General features: G+C 74.2%; 17 protein-coding genes. 6 read left to right on the top strand and 11 right to left on the bottom strand.

The genetic code is table 11. The annotated features are described in order from the left end of the window. Positions 1 to 109: 109 nt before the first annotated feature. Together ACIBQZ_RS33265 and ACIBQZ_RS33260 are read right to left on the bottom strand one after the other, a co-directional pair. Positions 110 to 418, bottom strand: coding sequence for an AzlD domain-containing protein (locus ACIBQZ_RS33265; RefSeq protein WP_396092801.1), 309 nt, complete (start codon positions 416 to 418; stop codon positions 110 to 112). Continuing rightward, a complete protein-coding gene (locus ACIBQZ_RS33260) occupies positions 412 to 1,128 on the bottom strand; it encodes an AzlC family ABC transporter permease (protein WP_396092800.1) in 717 nt (238 codons plus the stop codon). The genes ACIBQZ_RS33265 and ACIBQZ_RS33260 overlap by 7 nt, the downstream gene beginning before the upstream one ends. Positions 1,129 to 1,194: 66 nt before the next feature. Between ACIBQZ_RS33260 and ACIBQZ_RS33255 the strand changes: the two genes are divergently transcribed. Continuing rightward, positions 1,195 to 1,743 carry a helix-turn-helix domain-containing protein gene (locus ACIBQZ_RS33255; protein WP_396092799.1) on the top strand — a complete coding sequence of 183 codons (549 nt, stop codon included), beginning with the start codon at positions 1,195 to 1,197 and terminating at the stop codon, positions 1,741 to 1,743. On the opposite strand, the gene ACIBQZ_RS33250 is transcribed toward ACIBQZ_RS33255, so the two are convergent. From ACIBQZ_RS33250 to ACIBQZ_RS33230, 5 genes are all read right to left on the bottom strand, one after another. Next, positions 1,740 to 2,687 (bottom strand): ATP-binding cassette domain-containing protein, encoded by a 948-nt coding sequence (locus tag ACIBQZ_RS33250; RefSeq protein WP_396092798.1) that lies wholly within the window; start codon positions 2,685 to 2,687, stop codon positions 1,740 to 1,742. The two genes, ACIBQZ_RS33255 and ACIBQZ_RS33250, sit on opposite strands and share 4 nt — an antisense overlap. Further along, positions 2,684 to 3,484 carry an ABC transporter permease gene (locus ACIBQZ_RS33245; RefSeq protein ID WP_396092797.1) on the bottom strand — a complete coding sequence of 267 codons (801 nt, stop codon included), beginning with the start codon at positions 3,482 to 3,484 and terminating at the stop codon, positions 2,684 to 2,686. Before ACIBQZ_RS33245 ends, ACIBQZ_RS33250 begins: the two co-directional genes overlap by 4 nt. Further along, positions 3,477 to 4,337: an ABC transporter permease gene (locus ACIBQZ_RS33240; protein WP_396092796.1), complete on the bottom strand. Its 861-nt coding sequence runs from the start codon at positions 4,335 to 4,337 to the stop codon at positions 3,477 to 3,479. The genes ACIBQZ_RS33245 and ACIBQZ_RS33240 overlap by 8 nt, the downstream gene beginning before the upstream one ends. A gap of 290 nt (positions 4,338 to 4,627) precedes the next feature. Next, complete coding sequence (locus tag ACIBQZ_RS33235; protein WP_396092795.1) at positions 4,628 to 4,771, bottom strand: hypothetical protein; 144 nt, start codon at positions 4,769 to 4,771, stop codon at positions 4,628 to 4,630. 145 nt (positions 4,772 to 4,916) lie between these two features. Continuing rightward, positions 4,917 to 5,210 (bottom strand): hypothetical protein, encoded by a 294-nt coding sequence (locus tag ACIBQZ_RS33230; RefSeq protein ID WP_396092794.1) that lies wholly within the window; start codon positions 5,208 to 5,210, stop codon positions 4,917 to 4,919. A gap of 1,764 nt (positions 5,211 to 6,974) precedes the next feature. Between ACIBQZ_RS33230 and ACIBQZ_RS33225 the strand changes: the two genes are divergently transcribed. Beyond that, positions 6,975 to 9,602: a WG repeat-containing protein gene (locus ACIBQZ_RS33225; RefSeq protein WP_396092793.1), complete on the top strand. Its 2,628-nt coding sequence runs from the start codon at positions 6,975 to 6,977 to the stop codon at positions 9,600 to 9,602. Between the two features lie 21 nt (positions 9,603 to 9,623). Then, positions 9,624 to 10,622, top strand: coding sequence for an aldo/keto reductase family protein (locus ACIBQZ_RS33220; protein WP_396092792.1), 999 nt, complete (start codon positions 9,624 to 9,626; stop codon positions 10,620 to 10,622). Positions 10,623 to 10,658: 36 nt separating this feature from the next. Here the strand turns inward: ACIBQZ_RS33220 and ACIBQZ_RS33215 are convergent, their stop codons facing one another. Next, the gene (locus ACIBQZ_RS33215; RefSeq protein ID WP_396092791.1) at positions 10,659 to 11,486 is read right to left on the bottom strand and encodes a site-2 protease family protein; all 828 of its coding nucleotides are present in this window, start codon (positions 11,484 to 11,486) and stop codon (positions 10,659 to 10,661) included. After that, entirely contained in the window at positions 11,483 to 11,680 is a 198-nt protein-coding gene (locus ACIBQZ_RS33210; protein ID WP_023359740.1) for a hypothetical protein, read from the bottom strand. The genes ACIBQZ_RS33215 and ACIBQZ_RS33210 overlap by 4 nt, the downstream gene beginning before the upstream one ends. 121 nt (positions 11,681 to 11,801) lie before the next feature. Between ACIBQZ_RS33210 and ACIBQZ_RS33205 the strand changes: the two genes are divergently transcribed. Continuing rightward, a complete protein-coding gene (locus tag ACIBQZ_RS33205; protein WP_396092790.1) occupies positions 11,802 to 13,715 on the top strand; it encodes a bifunctional adenosylcobinamide kinase/adenosylcobinamide-phosphate guanylyltransferase in 1,914 nt (637 codons plus the stop codon). 208 nt (positions 13,716 to 13,923) lie between these two features. Beyond that, complete coding sequence (locus ACIBQZ_RS33200) at positions 13,924 to 14,634, top strand: adenosylcobinamide-GDP ribazoletransferase (protein ID WP_396092901.1); 711 nt, start codon at positions 13,924 to 13,926, stop codon at positions 14,632 to 14,634. Here ACIBQZ_RS33200 and ACIBQZ_RS33195 read toward each other — a convergent pair. Next, positions 14,620 to 14,973, bottom strand: a complete 354-nt coding sequence (locus ACIBQZ_RS33195; RefSeq protein WP_396092789.1) for an MmcQ/YjbR family DNA-binding protein — start codon at positions 14,971 to 14,973, stop codon at positions 14,620 to 14,622. The genes ACIBQZ_RS33200 and ACIBQZ_RS33195 overlap by 15 nt on opposite strands. After that, positions 14,970 to 16,073, bottom strand: a complete 1,104-nt coding sequence (gcvT, locus tag ACIBQZ_RS33190; RefSeq protein WP_396092788.1) for a glycine cleavage system aminomethyltransferase GcvT — start codon at positions 16,071 to 16,073, stop codon at positions 14,970 to 14,972. Before gcvT ends, ACIBQZ_RS33195 begins: the two co-directional genes overlap by 4 nt. 143 nt (positions 16,074 to 16,216) lie before the next feature. Here gcvT and ACIBQZ_RS33185 point away from each other — a divergent pair, with 143 nt between their 5' ends. Further along, positions 16,217 to 17,767: a leucyl aminopeptidase gene (locus tag ACIBQZ_RS33185; RefSeq protein WP_396092787.1), complete on the top strand. Its 1,551-nt coding sequence runs from the start codon at positions 16,217 to 16,219 to the stop codon at positions 17,765 to 17,767. The last annotated feature ends 422 nt before the right edge of the window (positions 17,768 to 18,189 follow it).

Here is an 18,189-nt window from a genome sequence, read left to right as displayed (position 1 = left end):
AGCGGCACCTGGGAGCCGGACTCCATGTCGGTGCCGGGGAGATCGTGGCGCCGGGCCGTTGGGCCTGGGTGGCGAGGGCCGTGGGTGCGGGTTGCTGCGCCCGATGGGGCTATTCGATGCCGGTCAGGCGGAGGAGGGCTGCCGTTGCTGCCGCCGCTACGACCACCACCACGAACGGCGCGCGACGCCATGCCAACAGCGCGCCCATTGCCACTCCCGCCGGCCGGGCGATTCCCGCGAAGCCGGCGCCCTCCGTCAGGGCCGCCGTTGTCGCCAGGGCCGCCAGCAGGGACGCCGCCGCCATCGGGAGCAGCCGTTGCAGCGGATCGGACAGTTCGAGGCGGTCGCGGAGCAGCACCCCGCCCAGCCGCATCGTGTACGTTCCCACGGCCAGCGTCAGGATCGCCGCGATCAGCATGGCGCCTCCTCGGTCTCCCGCGACGGGCTCCCGGCGTCCGATCCGCCCCGGGGCAGCAGGAGCACTGCCAGCCCCACCAGCGCGCACAGCACCGGCAGACCGGCGGGCAGCACCGGTGTCAGCGCCACCGCCACCGCCGCTCCCAGCAGCGCCACCAGCCGGGTGTCGCGGTCACGCAGCGACGGCATCAGCAGTGCGATCAGCCCGGCCGGGAAGGCGGCGTCCAGGCCCAGGGACGCCGGGTCGCCGGTTGCGCCGCCCAGCCAGACGCCCAGGGCCGTGCCGGTGTTCCACGAGGTGAACAGCGTGATGCCGATCAGCCAGTACGTGCGGCGGCGGCGCACCGGGTCGGTTTCGGCCAGGGTGAATGCCACCACCTCGTCGGTCATCAGGTGGCTGCCGATCAGCCGGTCGCGCCACCGGGCGCCGATCGTTGCCGACACCGCCAGCCCGAACGGCAGGTGGCGGGCGTTGAGCAGCAGGCCGGCCAGGACCGCGGCGATCGGGTTGCCGGCCGCGATCAGGCCGACGGCGAGGAACTGGGCGCCGCCCGCGAACACCGCGGTGGACATCAGGAACGGCACCCACGTCGGCAGCCCGTACGTGATCGCGATGGCGCCGAACGACGCACCCACCGCGATCATCGCCGCCGCGATGGCGGCCGCGTCGCGCAGCAGTGCCCGGTCCGGCGTTCGGGTTGGCGTACGCATGGTTCAAAATAATGAACGACGGGCCTGGCGTTCGTCAAACCGAACGATGCGATCGACGGAGTGAACATGTCGGAACCGCTCGCCACCATCGCCCTCGCTCTGCGCCGCGAGCGGGAACGGGTCGGCATCTCGCTGGCCGAGCTCGCCCGGCGCGCCGGGCTGGCCAAGTCCACCCTCTCCCAGCTGGAGTCCGGCACCGGTAACCCCAGCGTGGAGACGCTCTGGTCGCTCGGGGTGGCGCTGGGCGTGCCGTTCAGCCGGCTGGTCGAGCCGCCCGCGCCGCTGATCCGGGTGGTCCGGGCCGGCGAAGGGCCGCGGCTGCAGTCGGACCACGCCGACTTCTTCGCCACGCTGCTCACCGCCGGCAGCGCGCACACCCGGCGTGACCTCTACGTGATGGAGCTGGAGCCCGGCGGCTCGCGGCAGGCGGACGCGCACCTGCCCGGCAGCATCGAGCACCTGGTCGTGGCTGCCGGCCGGTTACGGGTGGGGCCGGAGCACGAGGAGGTCGACCTGGGCCCCGGCGACTACGTGACCTTCCCCGGCGACATCGCGCACCGGTACCAGGCGCTCGAGCCCGGCACCTGGGCGGTGCTGCTGATGGAACATCGCTAGGAGGCGTACAGGCGGGCCACCACGTCCTCGATGTCCGGCTCGACCAGGGACAGGTCGCGCAGGGAGCGCAGCGCCGCCAGCCGCGCCACCACCGGACCCGCCGCGTCCGAGAGCAGGTCGAACGAGGCGCGGTGCCCCTCGGCCGCCAGCGAGACGAGCGTCGCGCCCTCGACCGTGAAGCCGGCCGGCAGCGGCTCGTCCAGGTCCACCACCAGGCGGCGGCGGGAGCCGTACCGGGCGTGCAGGGCCTCGATGGTGCCGTCGTGCACGACCCGGCCGTGGTCGATCACCACCAGCCGGCGGCAGAGCCGTTCGATGTCGGCCAGGTCGTGGGTGGTCAGCACCAGCGTGACGTCGCCGGTCGCGCCCAGCTCGGCCAGGAACGAGCGCACGGCCTGCTTGCTCACCACGTCCAGGCCGATGGTCGGCTCGTCCAGGAACAGCACCTGCGGGCCGTGCAGCAGGGCCGCGGTCAGCTCGCCGCGCATCCGCTGGCCCAGGGAGAGCTGCCGGACCGGGGTGTCCAGGAAGCCGTCCAGGTCCAGCAGGCCGACGCAGCGGCGCAGCCGGGCCGCGTGCTCGGTGGCCGGCACCCGGTAGATGTGCCGGAGCAGCCCGAACGACTCCCGCAGCGGCAGGTCCCACCAGAGCTGCGAGCGCTGCCCGAAGACCACCCCGATCCGCAGCGCCAGCCGGGTGCGCTCGGGCACCGGCGTCAGCCCGCACACCGACACCGTCCCGGACGACGGGGTCAGCACGCCGGTGAGCATCTTGAGCGTGGTGGACTTGCCGGCGCCGTTCGGGCCGATGTAGCCGAGCATCTCGCCGCGCTCGATCCGCAGGTTGATGCCGTCGACGGCGGTCACCACGCGTTTCGTGCGGCGCAGGCGGCCGGCTTTGATCCGTACCGTGAAGTCCTTGCGCAGCTCGCGCATCTCGATCATGAGCCAGTGCTCCGGTAGTGACGGACGCCGGATCGCCAGACGGCGGCGGCGATGCCGGCCGCAGCGAGCGCGACCAGCGGCGAGACGAAGCCGGTCCAGCCCGGCAGGCCGAGCGGGTCGGCCCGGCCGAGCAGCGCCAGCGCCGGCTGGTAGGCCACAAAACCAAAACCCAGGCCGTACGCGAAGACGCCGCGGAACCAGCCCGCATAGACCGGTACGGGGTACGAAGTGAAGTCCCGCCCGCCGTAGGTGAACGCGCTGCCGATCTCCCCGGAGTCCACCCACCAGAACGCCAGGCTGGCGCTGAGCACGAAGATGGAGCCGAAGAACACCCCGCCGGCGACCGGGGCGAGCAGCACCAGCAGCACCCGCGCCGGCGTCCAGTCGAGGTCGTTGACCCGCAGGGCCGCCACGAGCACCACGCCGGCCAGCACCAGCCGCAGGGCCTTGCGCAGCGGCAGGTCCATCAGCACCAGCTGGGTCAGCGCGCCCAGCGGCCGGACCAGCACCGAGTCCATCATCCCGGTCCGGACGTACGTCTTGAGCCGGTCGATGTTGCCGACCGCGAAGTCGGCCAGGTTGAAGGCGCAGGAGGAGAGGCTGACCATCAGGATCGCCTCGGGCAGCGTGAACCCGGCCACGGTCCGGGTGGCCCGGAAGATCACCAGGACGGCGATGACGTCGAACGCCGTACCCCCGATGTTGGTGACCATCTCCACCCAGAAGGACGCCCGGTACGACAGCACCGACCGCCACTGGCCACCCAGCAGCGCGGCGTACGCGCGCAGCTCAGCCACCCTGGGCCACCAGCCGGCGTTCGGCGCGGCGCTGCACCAGCGCGGCGAGCGCCAGCAGCGCCGCCGCCCAGCAGGCCTGCAGCGCGACCAGGCCGAGCTGCCGCGCCGGCGGATCCACCTCGATCAGCACGTCGAGCGGCGTCTGCAGCAGCCCGGGGAACGGCGTGGCCACCCAGAGCGTGACGGCGAGCCAGTCGGGCAGGAACCGCAGCGGGAAGTAGAGACCGGCGAGCACGCCGGCGGACAGCGTCCACAGGGTGATCGGCCCGCGGGCGTCGTGCAGCCAGTAGGCGGTGGCGTTGACCAGGAACCGCATACCCAGGCTGCCGACCACCGCGAGCAGCACGGAGAGCCCGAACAGCGGCACGGTGTACCAGCGGCCGGGCAGGTACAGGTCGAAGAAGATCAGCCCGACCAGCACCGGCGGCACGAACCGGAAGATCAGCGCGTGCAGGGCCCGGCCCAGGTCCGGGGCGAGGTAGCCGATCACCGGATGCACCGGCCGCAGCAGGTCGGCGGTGACCTCGCCGGTGCGGATCCGCTCGGCCAGCTCGCTCCAGCCCCAGAGCGAAACTACGCTGAGCAACCCCTGACCCACCCACACGAAAGTGGCGAGCTGCATCGGGCCGTAACCGGCGGGCCGGCCGCCCACCGCGCCGGCCGCGACGGCGAGCAGCACGTAACACCGGAGGAACCCGAAGACGATGTTCGTGAACGATCCGGCTATGGTCGCCTGCCGGTAGGTGGTGAACCTCCGGAAACCCGACCATGCGAGCGCACCGAAAGTAGTGAGGAACTCCCGGAACGGACGGTGCGGAGAGATCTGAGGCACCCTGGCGTCGAGCCGGTCCACGCCGTTAATCTCCTTCCACAACCCCCGCAGCGGAGCCGGGCGACTGTACCCGGTGCCCCGCCCTGCCACCGAGCTATTTCCGACAAGGTGGATATTCGTCGTGACGGAGCGTAACCAGCCATCCGGCGCCCAGAGGGCTGCCCGATGAACGGTTGGAGCTCGCACTCCGGCGCGGACCGCTGGGACGACGAACCCGCCTGGGTGTACGAGATCACCTGGGAGTGGGAACCCCTGCCGGGCCAGCGCTACCCGGGCGACCCGGGCCGCCGCCGCGCGGTGCACCACCCTGTCTACGACGCGTCCCGCGCGGCCGAGGCGGCATCGGCCTGGGACGCCGACTTCCGCCAGATCGCCCAGGCCTCCGGCCCGCCGGCCCCGTCGTCGGGCGGCCCGTCAACGGCCCGCCCGATCTCCCCGGCGGCGGGTCGCGCCACGGTCGGCCGTCCGCCCCAGCCACCGCCGTCGTGGTCCGGCCCCGAGGAGCAGGGGTACGCCCCACCGGCGACTCGGACACCGTACGTAGCGGGCGCGACATCACCACCGCAACAACAGGGCCCGTCCTGGAACAGGCCGGTGCCACTACCGGAACGCCTGGAACGCCCCCAATCCGCACCCCCGCTGTACGGCGAACCGGCCCGGCCGGACCAGCAGCGCCCGGGCGCCGGCGCGTACCCGGCACCGCACGAGGGTCCGCCGGACCCCCGGCAGCGGGTGGATCCGCGGTTCCAGGACGCCCGGTACCAGTCGGGCCCGCAGACGTCGGACAGCCGGTTCGCGGCGGATGCTCGCTTCCCGGACGGACGTTCCGTCGACGGGCGCGGTGCTGCTGGGCGTCCGGGCGCTGACCAGCGCCGGGCCGAGCCCGATACTCACCGTCCCGAGCCGGACCCGCGACGGGCTGAGGCGGATCAGCGGCGCTCAGACTCTGACCCACGTCGCTCCGAGCTTGACCCGCGACGGCCCGAGGCCGACCCGCGACGGGCCGAGGCGGACCCGCGACGGCACGAGCCTGGTCCTCGGCGGCCCGAGGCGGACCCGCGTCGGCCTGAGGTGGACCCGCGACGCCTTGAGGCCGACCCGCGTCGGCCCGAGGCGGACCCGCGACGGGCCGAGGTCGACCCGCGGTGGTCCGGGTCGGATCAGCGGCGGCCTGAGATGGACCAGCGGCGGCCGGATGCGCGGTATCCGGGTCAGGACCCGCGGTACCCCGTTCAGCAGGGGCGCCCCGAGCCCCGCCCGGCGCAGCGGACCGGACCCGAGGCGCCGCCGGCGGCCCGGCCCGGCGCGGACTACGTCCCGTATCGGATCGGCCCGGCGTCGCAGTCGCCGTCACGGCCCGCGACGGAACCGCACTCCGGCGCCGGGCCCGTCCCGGAAACGCCGGCTGCGGCCGCGGCACGCCCGGAAACTCCGGCCCGTCCCGGCGAACAGTTCTACGGACCGCGGACCGCACCGGCGCCGCAGCACCAGCCGGCCCGCCCGGTCAGCCACGACACGCCGCCTTATCAGGGTCCGGGCGCCACCACGCCGGTCGCGCCCTACTCGGCACCGCGGCCGACGCCGCCGGACCCGACATGGGCGCAGCCGGTCGACCCGCGGCCCGCGACGCCGCTGGGCCCCCGACCCACGCAGGCCGAGCCGCGTGCGGTGGCGCCCCACTCGGCGCCCCCGGCTACCCGCCGCCCGGCACACAGCGCGGAACCACCGACGGATCCCCGCTTCCCGGCGCCGTTGAGCGCGGCACCGCCGACGGATCCCCGCTTCCCGGCGCCGTTGAGCGCGGCACCGCCACAGCCTGCGCCTCCCGCGGCACGGCCGGCCGCATATGGCCAGCCACCGATCTCGGCAGCACCACCGGCCACGCCGCCGGCGGTCATCCCGGCCCCCTACTCCGCGCCGCCGGTCCACTCCGCACCGCCCGTGCACTCCGCACCGCCCGTGCACTCCGCACCGCCCGTGCACTCCGCACCGCCCGTGCACTCCGCACCGCCGGTCCACTCCGCACCGCCCGTGCACTCCGCACCGCCCGTGCACTCCGCACCGCCGGTCCACTCCGCACCGCCCGTGCACTCCGCACCGCCGGTCCACTCGGCACCGCCCGTGCGCCCCGGGCCGGCCGTGCCGCCTGTGCAACCTTCGGTGCCTGTGCAGCCGTCGGCGCCGGCGCGACCGGAGCCTGCCGCCTGGGCTCCGGCCGCTTATGCCGTGCCGACCGCACCTCCCGAAGTTCCGCCGGCCGTTGCTGCTCCCCCGGTTGGGCAGCAGCAGGCGCCGCCGGTCGTGCGGCCGACGTCCGCGCAGCCCGCGCCCTACCGGGCGGCTCCACCGGCCCCGCCCTACGAGCCTCCGCCTCCGGCCCCGGACGAGCGGCAGGCGCTGCGGCCGCCTTACGGGGTTCCGGTCCCGCCCGTCGAGGCGGCACCCCGTCAGCCGGCGGCCGGTCCCGGCGAGCCGTCTTCCGATGCCGACGCCACCGGTCCGATCCCGCCCGTCGCGGTCCCGGAACCCGCGGATCGTGCCGGGGAGACAGCCGTCGCGGAAACGGTTCGGCCGGCGGTCGCGGATGTCTCCGCGGCTCCGGACCAGACAGCCGAGCCGGTTGCGGACGAGCCGCACGGGCTTGGGTGGCTCCTGTCGATGAGCGGGCTGGGTGCCGTCACTCCCGAACCGGGACCGGCTGCCCCCGACCCCACCGACCTGGTCGTCGACGTCCCCGCGGCGGACATGGACGCGCCGGTCAGCGGCGCGGTTCCGACCAGCGGCATCCCCGCCGGCGGTGGCTCGGTCAGCGATGCTCCGACCAGCGGCGTCCCGGCCGGGGCGCCGGTCAGCGGTGCGCCGGTCAGTGCCGTGCCGGTGAGCGGTGCCGCCGCGAAGCGGGACTGGTTCTCCCCCACCACCGAGACGCGCATGGTCCGACCGGTGACCGACGGTGTTCCGGCCGGCGAGCCCGCAGCGCCCTCACAGTCGGACGTTGCCGGGCAGCCGGACGAGGCCCCCGCCGATGTGGTCACCGCGCACGACGAGGCGGGCAACGTCATCCCGGCAGCCGTGGTGGCGCCCGAGCCGGCCGACGAACCGGTGGATGTCGCGCCGGAGCCGGTCAACGCCGACCCGATCGATGCGGAGCTGGTGCAACCCGAGCCGGCCGACACCGAGCCCACCGAATCGCGGCCGGCGCCCACCGACGTGGTCGACGCCGAGCTGGTCGACGCGGAACCGATCGACGCCGAGCCGATCGCATCACCCTCGCCCCGGGGTGAGCCGATCGACGCAGAGCTGGTCGAGCCCGAGCCGGTCGCCGCCGAGCCAGCCGCAACCGCGACAATCGACGCAGAACTGGTCGAAACCGAACCAGTCACCGCCGACCCGGCCGCAACCGCGACAATCGCCGCCGACCTGGCTACAACCCCGATAATCGACACAGAACTGGTTGAAACCGAGGCATCTACCGCCGAGCCGGTCGAAAATGTGCCGGCCCAGGCCGAGGCGGCGCCCACCGAGCCAGCCGACACCGACCTCGTCGAAACCGAACCGGTCGCCGCGGAATCGGTCGCCGCCGAGCCAGTCGACGCTGAGCCAGTCGCTGAGCCAGTCGATGCTGAGCTGATCGAACTGCCCGAACCACAGCCGGCCGAAGACGCTCCGGCCAAGGACCAAGCAGTCGACGCAGAGCCGGCCGACGAAGAGCAGGCCGAGCAAGCTGACGCGGAGCCGGTCCAGGCAGCTGAATCAACACACCCCGAGCCGATCGACGCGGCGATCATCGAGCCTGTCATCACCCCGGACCCCATCACCACAGACCCGGTGGCTGCCGAGCCGGCCCCGGCCACCCCCCAGGCCGAGGACGTCGCTTCTCCCCGTACCGGAAATGCCGCTCTCCGGACGCCGAGCATGCAGCTGCCCACCGTGACCGTCTCCCCGCCGCCGCAGCCCGACCTCGAGCCCGAGCGCCGCCGCGCCGACCCCGAGCAGGTGCTGGCCGCGTACCCGTGGAAGTTCGATCCCGTCACCCTGCGGGAGACCGTCGACGACCCGGAGCCGCTGCGGGCCATCCGGGACCGGCTCACCGACAAGCTGGAGTACGCCGAGCGGGACACCGTCCGGGCCCGGCTGCTCAGCCTGCGTGCCGTTGTTTCCCGGGTGCTCGGTGATCTCGGCCGGGCGCTGGCCGATGCCCGGGAGGCGCTGCGGCACGCCGAGGCCACCGGTGAGCTGCGGCGAACCGCGATCGTGCAGGCCCGGCTCGCGCATGTGCAGCAGTGGCGGGGGGATTTCGCCGAGGCCGACCGGTTGTTCGAGGAGGCCAACTCCGTTGAGCTGCCCGACCGGTTGCGGGCCGAGATGCATGTCCACGCCGGCAAGTCGGGTTATGAGCAGGGGCGTTATCTCGAGGCCTGCAACCATTTCGAGGCCGCGCTGGAGCTGCGCCGGGTCGCCGATCCCGAGCTGGTCGCGCGGACCGAGGCCGCGCTCGACGCCGTCATGGCCCGGGTGCGGGAGTCCGGGTGGGGGCCCTACCCGCGGTCGCGCGAGGAGATCCTGCAGCAGAGCCGGCCGCCACATCCGGCGCTGGACTACGACTCCGGGTGGCAGGGGTACGCCGACAGCGACGGCGAGGTCGTCATCCCCGAGCGGTACGCCGAGGCGCAGCCGTTCCACGAGGGGGTGGCCTGGGTACGCCGCCCCGGCACCGCCGCCTGGGAGCTGATCGACGAGACCGGCGCGCTGGTCATCGACGCGGCCAGCGGTTACGTGCAGGCCGGCCGGTTCGCCGACGGGCTGGCGTGGGTGTCGCGGGACCCGGCCGGCGGCTGGTTCGCCATCGACTGGCACAACCGGGTCATCGTGCCCGGCGGTTTTGACGAGGCGCGGCCGTTCCGGCACGGGCTGGCCGTGGTGCGCCGGGGTGGGTGGGGTGCGATCGACCGGCACGGGCGGGTCGTGGTGCCGCCGAAGTACCAGCGGTTCGCCACTGAGCTGACCGCCGGCGGGCCGGTGGACGGCTTCACCGGTGACGGGCTGGCCGTCGTCGACGCCGGTGACCGGCTCGGCGTGATCGACCGTACCGGGCAGTTGCTGGTGGCGCCGGTGCACTCCCGGCTGCTGATCCACCCGGTCGCGTTCGTGGTCGGCGACCGTGACGGCCGGTGGGGTGCGCTGGACCGCAACGGCGATCCGATCGTCGAGGTGACCCGGTCCCGGCCCGGCGACGTGGTGGACGAGATCGAGAAGCTGCTCTCCGACACCCGGCCGGTTCTGTAAGGGGCAGGTAGGGTCCGAGACATGGAGTTTCGTCATCTCGGCCGTTCCGGCCTGCTGGTCAGTGAGATCGCGTACGGCAACTGGATCACCCACGGCTCCCAGGTCGAGGAGGATGCCGCCGCCGCGTGCGTGCGCGCCGCGCTCGACGTGGGCATCACCACGTTCGACACCGCCGACGTGTACGCGGGCACCCGCGCGGAAGCCGTCCTGGGCCGCGCGCTGAAGGGTGAGCGCCGCGAGGGCCTGGAGATCTTCACCAAGGTCTACTGGCCGACCGGCCCCGGCCCGAACGACCGCAGCCTGTCCCGCAAGCACATCATGGAATCGATCAACGGCTCGCTGCGCCGGCTCCAGGTGGACTACGTCGACCTGTACCAGGCGCACCGCTACGACTACACGACGCCGCTCGAGGAGACGATGCAGGCGTTCGCCGACATCGTGCACTCCGGCAAGGCCCTCTACATCGGCGTCTCGGAGTGGTCGGCGTCGGAGATCCGGGCGGGCTGGGAGCTGGCCCAGGATCTCAAGATCCAGTTCGTGTCGAACCAGCCGCAGTACTCCGCGCTGTGGCGGGTCATCGAGGCCGAGGTGGTGCCCACCTCGATCGAGCTCGGCGTCGGCCAGGTGGTCTGGTCGCCGATCGCGCAGGGCGTGCTCACCGGCAAGTACGAGCCGGGCAAGCAGCCGCCGTCCGGGTCCCGCGCCACCGACGACAAGTCCGGCGCCGACTTCATCTCGCGCTGGCTGAGCGACGAGGTGCTGACCGCGGTGCAGCAGCTCAAGCCGCTGGCCGAGCAGGCCGGGCTGTCGATGGCCCAGCTCGCGCTGGCCTGGGTGCTGCAGAACGACAACGTCTCGGCAGCGATCATCGGCGCGTCCCGGCCCGAGCAGGTCCGCGACAACGCCAAGGCGTCGGGGGTCAAGCTCGACAGCGACCTGATGAAGGCGATCGACGAGGCGCTCTCCCCGGTCACCGAGCGCGACCCGGCGAAGACCGTCAGCCCGCCGAAGCGTCCCTGACCTCGCGTCCCGGCGCCCCGCCCGCGGGGCGCCGGGTCAGAGCGACTGCCAGAAGCGCATGTACGCCAGGCCGATCTCACCCATGCTGTCCGGCACGCCGAGCAGCCCGCTGAGCCAGCTCACCAGCGTGAAGAACCACACGTTGATCTTCGACTGCCAGAGCAGGACGAAGAGCAGGATGAAACCGTACGGCGCGAACAGGTTGTACGCCCGCTGGTACGGCTCGCTCAGCCAGGGCCGCACGATGTTGCCGCCGTCCAGCCCGGGCACCGGCAGCAGGTTCAGCAGGCTCGCCGTGACCTGCAAAAACGCCAGCGCCGCCAGGGCCACCCAGAAGTCGCCGTGGCTGCCGGCGACGATGAAGCCGTCGCCGCCGTCGCTGTAGAGCACCACGTCGCTGCCCGCCCCGAAGGCGAACGGGACGGCCAGGATCAGCGCGAACACCACGTTGGTCGCCGGGCCGACGGCGCTGATCAGCGACTCCTTGGCCTTGCTGCGGATGTGCGCATGGTCCACCCACACCGCGCCGCCGGGCAGGCCGATGCCGCCGAGCACGACCGCCACCAGCGGCAGCACGATGGACAGCACCGGGTGGGTGTACTTCAGCGGGTTCAGCCGCAGGTAGCCGCGGTCGGCCACCCCGCGGTCGCCGGAGAAGTACGCGACGATCGCGTGCGCGTACTCGTGCAGGCAGAGCGAGAGCACCCAGCCGGACACGATCAGCAGGAAGACGTCGACCCGCACGTTGCCGTAGCCGGTCCACGCCATCCAGCCGGAGACGGCCGTGACCGCCAGGATGCCGACGAAGACCGGGCTCGGGACGAAGGCGCTCTTCGGGACGCCCCGCGAGATCTGGTAGCTCACTCGGCCGGCAGCAGACTCATCTTGTAGTCGACCCGGTCGTCCTCGACCAGGGTGACCTGCGTGACCCCGGCGGCCGCCAGCTCACGCCACGCCTGGCCGATCCACGACTCGGCATCGGCCTGGCTGCTGAACGTCTCGGTCGGGCCGGCCACCGGCTGTCCGTCGACGCCCTCGTACCGCCAACTCCACGGCATGCCGCCTCCCTCAGGTGTCGATCTGTGGTCCTGATCCCACCCTACGGTGTGCGCACCGGTACGCCGGGTACGGCCAGGGGGTGTCTCGTCGATCATGCCCGGCGGCCCTAAAGTACGGGGCATGTCTGCTGACGGGTGGGGTTCGGTCCTGGTGCTCGGCGGGATCCGGTCGGGCAAGTCCGCGTTCGCCGAGGCGCTGGTCGCCGGCGCCGCGTCGGTCCGCTACGTGGCCACGGCCGTCGGCGGCGAGGACGACCCGGAGTGGCGCGAGCGGATCGAGAGCCATCAGCGCCGCCGGCCGCAGTCCTGGACCACCGAGGAGACCGGCGCCGACCCGGCCCGGCTGGCCGCCCTGCTCACCGACGCCAAGCCCGACGACACGCTGCTCGTCGACGACCTGGGCGGCTGGGTCGCGGCGCTGCTCGACCCCGCGCGGCAGCCCAACGACGACCTCGCCACCGTGACCGCGCTGGCCGAGGCGGTGCAGGCCTGCAGCGCGCGGGTGGTGCTGGTCAGCCCCGAGGTGGGCCTGTCGCTGGTGCCGGCCACGCCGGTCGGGCGGGCGTTCGCGGACGCGCTGGGCACCGCCAACCAGGCGCTGGCCGGCGCCTGCGACCGGGTGGCGTTCGTGGTGGCCGGCCGCCCGGCCTGGCTGAAGTCCGGGCCCGACGAGCCGGCGATCGTCACCGACCTGCAGGCGGAGAACAACGCGGCGCCGCTGACCGTCGACCCGGTGGCCATGCACGACGCGATGACCGCGGCCACGCCGGCCAACGGCACGCCGGTGCTGCCGCGGCCGGAGCCGCCGGCCCCGGCGGGGGCCGAGCCGCCGACCCCCGAGGAGGCCGTGGCCGCGCACCGGGCCCGCACGGCGACCGCCGGCGCCCTGCACGCCCCGACGATGGTGCTGCCGCTGGTCGCCAGCGGCGCGGTCATCGAGGCGGGGATGGATCTGCCGCTGCCGGACAGCGACGCGGGCCCCGACGCCCGGGACCGGCTGGCCGGGGTGGACCTGCCCGGGGCCGGCATCGGCGCGCTGCTGGAGGCCGTCGAGTTCGCGGCCGCGACCCAGGCCACCGCCACCCCGCGGCCCTGGGGCCCGGTGCGGGTGCTGCTGATCGCCGGCCGGCACGGCGGCGGCGCGACCGCCGGCGCCGACGCGGCCGACGCCGCCCGCCGGGCCGACGAGGCCGAGGCCGGCACGGGAGCGCTGGCCCGCCTCGCGGCGACCGCGGACGCCGACATCGTGGTGGTCCGCACGCCGGCCACCGGCGCCATGGAGGACGGCCCGGTGCTGGACGCCGAGGCGGTCGACGCGGCGCTGCGGCAGGGCTGGGCGCTCGCCGACGCGGCCGCCGAGGACGGCCGGGACGTGCTCGTGCTGGCGTCCTGCGGGGTGGGCACCGAGGCCGCGGCGACGGCCGTGCTGGCCGCGACCACCGGCGCCGAACCGGTGGCGGTCCTGCCCCGGGTGCTGGTGCCCGGCGGCTTCTATGACGACGCGGCGTGGATGGTCCGGTGCGCGGCGGTCCGCGACGCGATGCACCGCATCCGGCAGGAGCCGCGCGGCGCCAAGGACATCCTGGCCCAGCTCGGCGGCGCCGACCTGGCGGTCGCCACGGGCGCGCTGCTGGGCGCGGCGGCCCGGCGGCTGCCGGTGCTGCTGGACGGCCCGCTGGGCATCGCCGCCGGGCTGGTCGCCCGGGACCTGGCCAGCCAGGCCCGGCACTGGTGCCTGCTGCCCGACGCGGGCAACCAGGCGCTGGTCGTGCAGGGCGCCGACGTGCTCGGGCTGACCCCGGTGGTGCAGCTGGGCATGGACCTGGGTGAGGGCGCGAACGCGCTGGCGGTGCTGCCGCTGCTGCGCTCGGCGATCGCGCTGGCGGGGGCGCTGCCGGTGCACCCGGCGCTGCTGGCGGGGCACGGCGACGGCGGCCTGACCGCGGACGAGGACGACACCGCCGACGACGACAGCGACGACGACCGGGACTTCGCCGAGCCGGAGCCGCACGGCCCCGGCCCGGCCAGTGCCTGACGAGATCGCGCCGGCCGCCGAGGAGCCGCCGGCACCGGACCGGCCCGCGCGGCAGCCAACCGGCCAGCAGCCAACCGCCGCCGAGCAGCCGACCGGCCAGCAGCCGACCGCCGCCGACGCGGCTGCGGCCGACGCGGCTGCGGCCGCCGCGGCCAAGGAGCAGCCGGCGGGGAGGCGGGCGGCGGCGAGGTGGCCGCTCGCGGACGGGCTGCGGCTGGCGGTGACCACGCTCACCGTGCTGCCGGTCCGCACCGGGACGGTCGACCGGCGCTCCGCCGCCGTCGCGATGAGCGCCGCCCCGCTGGTCGGCGCCCTGCTCGGCGCGGTCCTGGCCGGGCTGTTCGTGCTGCTGGGCCAGGGCCTGGTCGCGGCCACGGTGACCGTCGCCGCGGGCGCCCTGCTCACCCGTGGCCTGCACCTGGACGGTCTCGCCGACACGGTCGACGCGCTGGGCTCCTACCGCACCGGCGCCGCCGCCCTGGCGATCATGAAGAAGTCCGACATCGGCCCGTTCGGGGTCGCGGCCATCGCGCTGACCCTGCTGATCCAGGCGGCCGCGCTGACCGAGGTGGGGCCGTGGGCGATCGTCGCGGCCTGGGCGGCCGGGCGGGTGGCGGTGCCGCTGGCCTGCCGGCGCGGCGTACCGGCCGCCCGGCCCGCGGGCCTGGGTGCGCTGGTCGCCGCGACCGTGCCGGTGCCGGTGGTGCTGCTGGCCGCGGCCGTCGTCGCGGCCGGGGCGGTGGCGGCGGTGCCGGGCCGGCCGTGGCAGGGTCCGGCCGCCGTCGCCGGCGCGCTGCTGGTGACGCTCCTGCTGCTGCGCCATGCGGTACGCCGGTTCGGCGGCATCACCGGCGACGTGCTCGGCGCGGCCGTGGAGCTGACCACCACCGTGACGCTGGTCGCGCTAACCCTGGGCTGAGTCGTACGCCCGGACGACCTTCTTTGGCGCCGTACGCCGCCATGCCTCGGTGACGAGCTGGCGCGCCTCGTCCGGGTCGGCCTCGGCCAGCACCACCGTGACCCACCCGTACCGGCCCACGTACGGCGCCGGCGAGTACACGTGCGGCGCGGTGGCGACCAGCTCGGCCTGTTCCTCGCGGGACGCCTTGACCGTGATGGTGCCGCTGTCCCCGCCGCCGGAGGCGAACATCTTGCCGGCGTACCGCAGGGTCGGGTGGCCCCAGCTCTCGACGTAGACCTCGGCACCGCCGGGCAGGGCCAGCACCCAGTCGCGGACCTGGTCGTAGCTGACGGTCACCGCACCGACGGCTGCACGAACGGTGGCTTGACGATCCTGGCCTCGGTGCGGCGGCCCCGGATGTCGATCTCGACCAGGTCGCCCTCGCCGAGCCCCGCGGCGGTGTCCAGCAGCGCCAACGCGATGCCCACCTTCTTCGTCGGGGAGAAGGTGCCGCTCGTGATCTCGCCGACCGGCGTCGTCCCGGCGTACACCTGCATGTGACCCCGCGGGATGCCGCGGCCGGTCAGTTCCAGGCCGCGCAGCAGCCGGCGTGGGCCGGCCTCCTTCTCCGCGAGCAGCGCGGCGCGGCCCCAGAACGCGGGCTTGGCCCAGCCGACCGCCCAGCCGGCCCGGGCCTGCACCGGGGTGATCTCCAGCGACAGCTCCTGGCCGTGCAGCGGGTAGCCCATCTCGGTCCGCAGCGTGTCGCGGGCGCCGAGCCCGCACGGGCGCACCCCGGCCTGGACCAGCGCGTCCCAGACGGTGACCGCGTCGTCCCAGGGCACCACCAGCTCGTAGCCGTGCTCGCCGGTGTAGCCGGTGCGGCAGACGATCAGGTCGACGCCGTTGATCCGGGCCGGGTGGAACGACATGTAGTCGTGGCTGGTGGGCAGGCCGAGCTTGGTGACCGTCTCGGCGGACTGCGGCCCCTGGACGGCGAGGATCGCGTAGCGGCGGTGCTCGTCGGTGACCGTGATGCCCGCGGGCGCCGCGGCGGCGAGCCGGCGCACCACCTCGGCGGTGTTGGCGGCGTTCGGGATGAGGAAGACCTCGTCCGGGCCGACCAGGTACGCGATCAGGTCGTCGACCACCCCGCCCGTGGCGTCGTCGCAGCAGAGCGTGTACTGCGCCTTGCCGGGGGCGATGCGGCCCAGGTCGTTGCTGAGGCAGGAGTTGACGAAGTCGGCCGCGCCCGGGCCGGTGACCCGGGCCTTGCCGAGGTGGGACACGTCGAAGACGCCCACGGCCTCGCGGACGGCGGCGTGCTCGCGCAGCACGCCACCACCGGCGTACTCCAGCGGCATCTCCCAGCCGCCGAAGGCGGCGAACTTGGCGCCGAGCGCGACGTGGCGCTCGTGCAAAGGCGAACGGAGCAGGGCTGCGGCCTCGGTCGACATGAGTGGCAACTTACCCGTGACCTTGACTGTGGTTAGCATCGGCGGGACACCATCACCGTCCGGCGCGACCCGCGCCGGGGTGACCACACCGTCGGAGCGGCCCACGAGGGGGCTCCGGCCCCTCATCGTCGCGGAGCGCCCGAGTGACCCACCCCGCCCCCTCCCTCACCCTGGTCGACAACGACCCCGCCGAACTGGCCGTCGATGCGATCGTCATCGGGCTGCACAGCCAGCCGGACGAGGGTGGCGCGCTGCTGCCGGCCGCCGGCGCGGAGAGCATCGCCGCCGCGTTCGACGGCAGGCTGACCGCGACCCTGGCCCTGCTGGGCGCCACCGGCACCCCCGGCGAGGTGATCAAGCTGGCCACCCTCGGCACCGTCAGCGCGCCGCTGGTGGTCGCCGTCGGCCTGGGTGACGAGCCGTCCGGTTCCGCGCCCGCGGCCGAGACGCTGCGGCGGGGCACGGCGGCCGCGGTCCGCGCGCTCGCCGGCAGCGGGACGGTCGCGCTGGCCCTGCCGGTGCCCGACGACACCGACGCTCCCGGCGTGCTGCGGGCGATCCTCGAGGGCGCGCTGCTCGGGTCGTACCGGTTCGCCGGCTACAAGACCAAGCCGCAGCCGACCCGCCGCGACCCGGTGCAGGCGCTGCAGGTCCACGTGCCGGACGCCGGCGACGCGGCCGCGCTGGCCGAGGTGACCCGCGCCGAGGTGGTCACCAAGGTGGTCCGGCTCACCCGGGACTGGGTCAACACCGCCCCGAACGAGCTGCGCCCGCCGCAGTTCGCCGACGCCGTGGTCGCCGCCGCGGACGGCACCGGCCTGGAGGTCGAGGTGCTCGACTTCGAGGCGCTCAAGGCGGGCGGCTACGGCGGCATCGTCGCGGTCGGCCAGGGCTCCGAGGCGCCGCCGCGGCTGGTCAAGCTCAGCTACACCCCGCAGGGGGTGGCCGACCCGAAGCGGGTGGCGCTGGTCGGCAAGGGCATCACCTTCGACACCGGCGGCATCAGCATCAAGCCGACCGCCGGCATGTGGGAGATGAAGTCGGACATGGCCGGCGCGGCCGCCGTCGGCGCGGCGATGCTGGCCGTCGCCGCGCTCAAGCCCGCGGTCGCGGTGACCGGCTACCTCGCGATGGCGGAGAACATGCCCTCCGGCACGGCGTACCGGCCGGGCGACGTCATCACGATGTTCAGCGGCAAGCGGGTCGAGGTGCTCAACACCGACGCCGAGGGCCGGATGGTGCTGGCCGACGCGATCGCCCGGGCCTGTGCCGACGGCACCGACTACGTCTTCGAGACCTCCACGCTGACCGGCGGTCAGGTGGTGGCGCTGGGCAAGCGGATCGCCGGCGTGATGGGCACCCCGGAGACCTGCGAGCGGGTCAAGGCGGCCGGCGACGCGGTCGGCGAGCCGGCCTGGCCGATGCCGCTGCCCGACGACGTGCGCAAGGGCATGGACTCGGAGATCGCCGACATCAGCCAGGTCAACGCGAGCATGGACCGGGCCGGGCACATGCTGCAGGGCGGCGTGTTCCTGCGCGAGTTCGTGGCCGAGGGCGTGCAGTGGGCGCACATCGACATCGCCGGGCCGTCGTACCACACCGGCGAGCCCACCGGGCACTGGTCCAAGGGCGGCACCGGGGTGCCGGTGCGCACCCTGCTGGCGCTGATCGAAGACGTAGCCACCAACGGCTGAACCAGGGATGATCTTGGTGGCCGCCCACCGGCCACCAAGATCACAACCCAACCCGCAATCCGGTACGGCGACACACCGTCACCACCCGCACCACCACCTCCCCGGCGCCACGTCCCCACCACCGCACGAGTCACGGCCCTGCCGGCGCGCCGGTCTGAGCGCGTCACCGCCGCAGCCTCGGCCGAGGGGCGCTGCGACACCTCCGGCCGCCCCTGCCGCTGGACCTCGAAGCACAGCGGCGCCCAGCCAACCGCACCGCCACAAGATCCGCGCACCGAACCACCCCCGACGCCCCGAGCTCGCAGACCTTGTAGCGCAGCGACGCGCAGCTGAGTCTTTTGCGTGGTTGGTGTATCGGGCGATGGCAATAGCCCGCCGGAGTGACGTGGGCCGCGCGCCGACCGCCACCGACGCGCAAGATT

It is taken from the genome of Actinoplanes sp. NPDC049599 (assembly GCF_044465625.1).
In the GTDB taxonomy this organism is placed as follows: Bacteria; Actinomycetota; Actinomycetes; order Mycobacteriales; family Micromonosporaceae; genus Actinoplanes.
This window is presented reverse-complemented; position numbering and strand designations above follow the sequence as displayed.

Coding starts and splice junctions, on each gene's coding strand:
- ACIBQZ_RS33265 (WP_396092801.1), bottom strand. CDS start 418: ATGCTGATCGCGGCGATCCTGACGCTGGCCGTGGGAACGTACACGATG.
- ACIBQZ_RS33260 (WP_396092800.1), bottom strand. CDS start 1,128: ATGCGTACGCCAACCCGAACGCCGGACCGGGCACTGCTGCGCGACGCG.
- ACIBQZ_RS33255 (WP_396092799.1), top strand. CDS start 1,195: ATGTCGGAACCGCTCGCCACCATCGCCCTCGCTCTGCGCCGCGAGCGG.
- ACIBQZ_RS33250 (WP_396092798.1), bottom strand. CDS start 2,687: ATGATCGAGATGCGCGAGCTGCGCAAGGACTTCACGGTACGGATCAAA.
- ACIBQZ_RS33225 (WP_396092793.1), top strand. CDS start 6,975: ATGAGCGGGCTGGGTGCCGTCACTCCCGAACCGGGACCGGCTGCCCCC.
- ACIBQZ_RS33220 (WP_396092792.1), top strand. CDS start 9,624: ATGGAGTTTCGTCATCTCGGCCGTTCCGGCCTGCTGGTCAGTGAGATC.
- ACIBQZ_RS33210 (WP_023359740.1), bottom strand. CDS start 11,680: ATGCCGTGGAGTTGGCGGTACGAGGGCGTCGACGGACAGCCGGTGGCC.
- ACIBQZ_RS33205 (WP_396092790.1), top strand. CDS start 11,802: ATGTCTGCTGACGGGTGGGGTTCGGTCCTGGTGCTCGGCGGGATCCGG.
- gcvT (WP_396092788.1), bottom strand. CDS start 16,073: ATGTCGACCGAGGCCGCAGCCCTGCTCCGTTCGCCTTTGCACGAGCGC.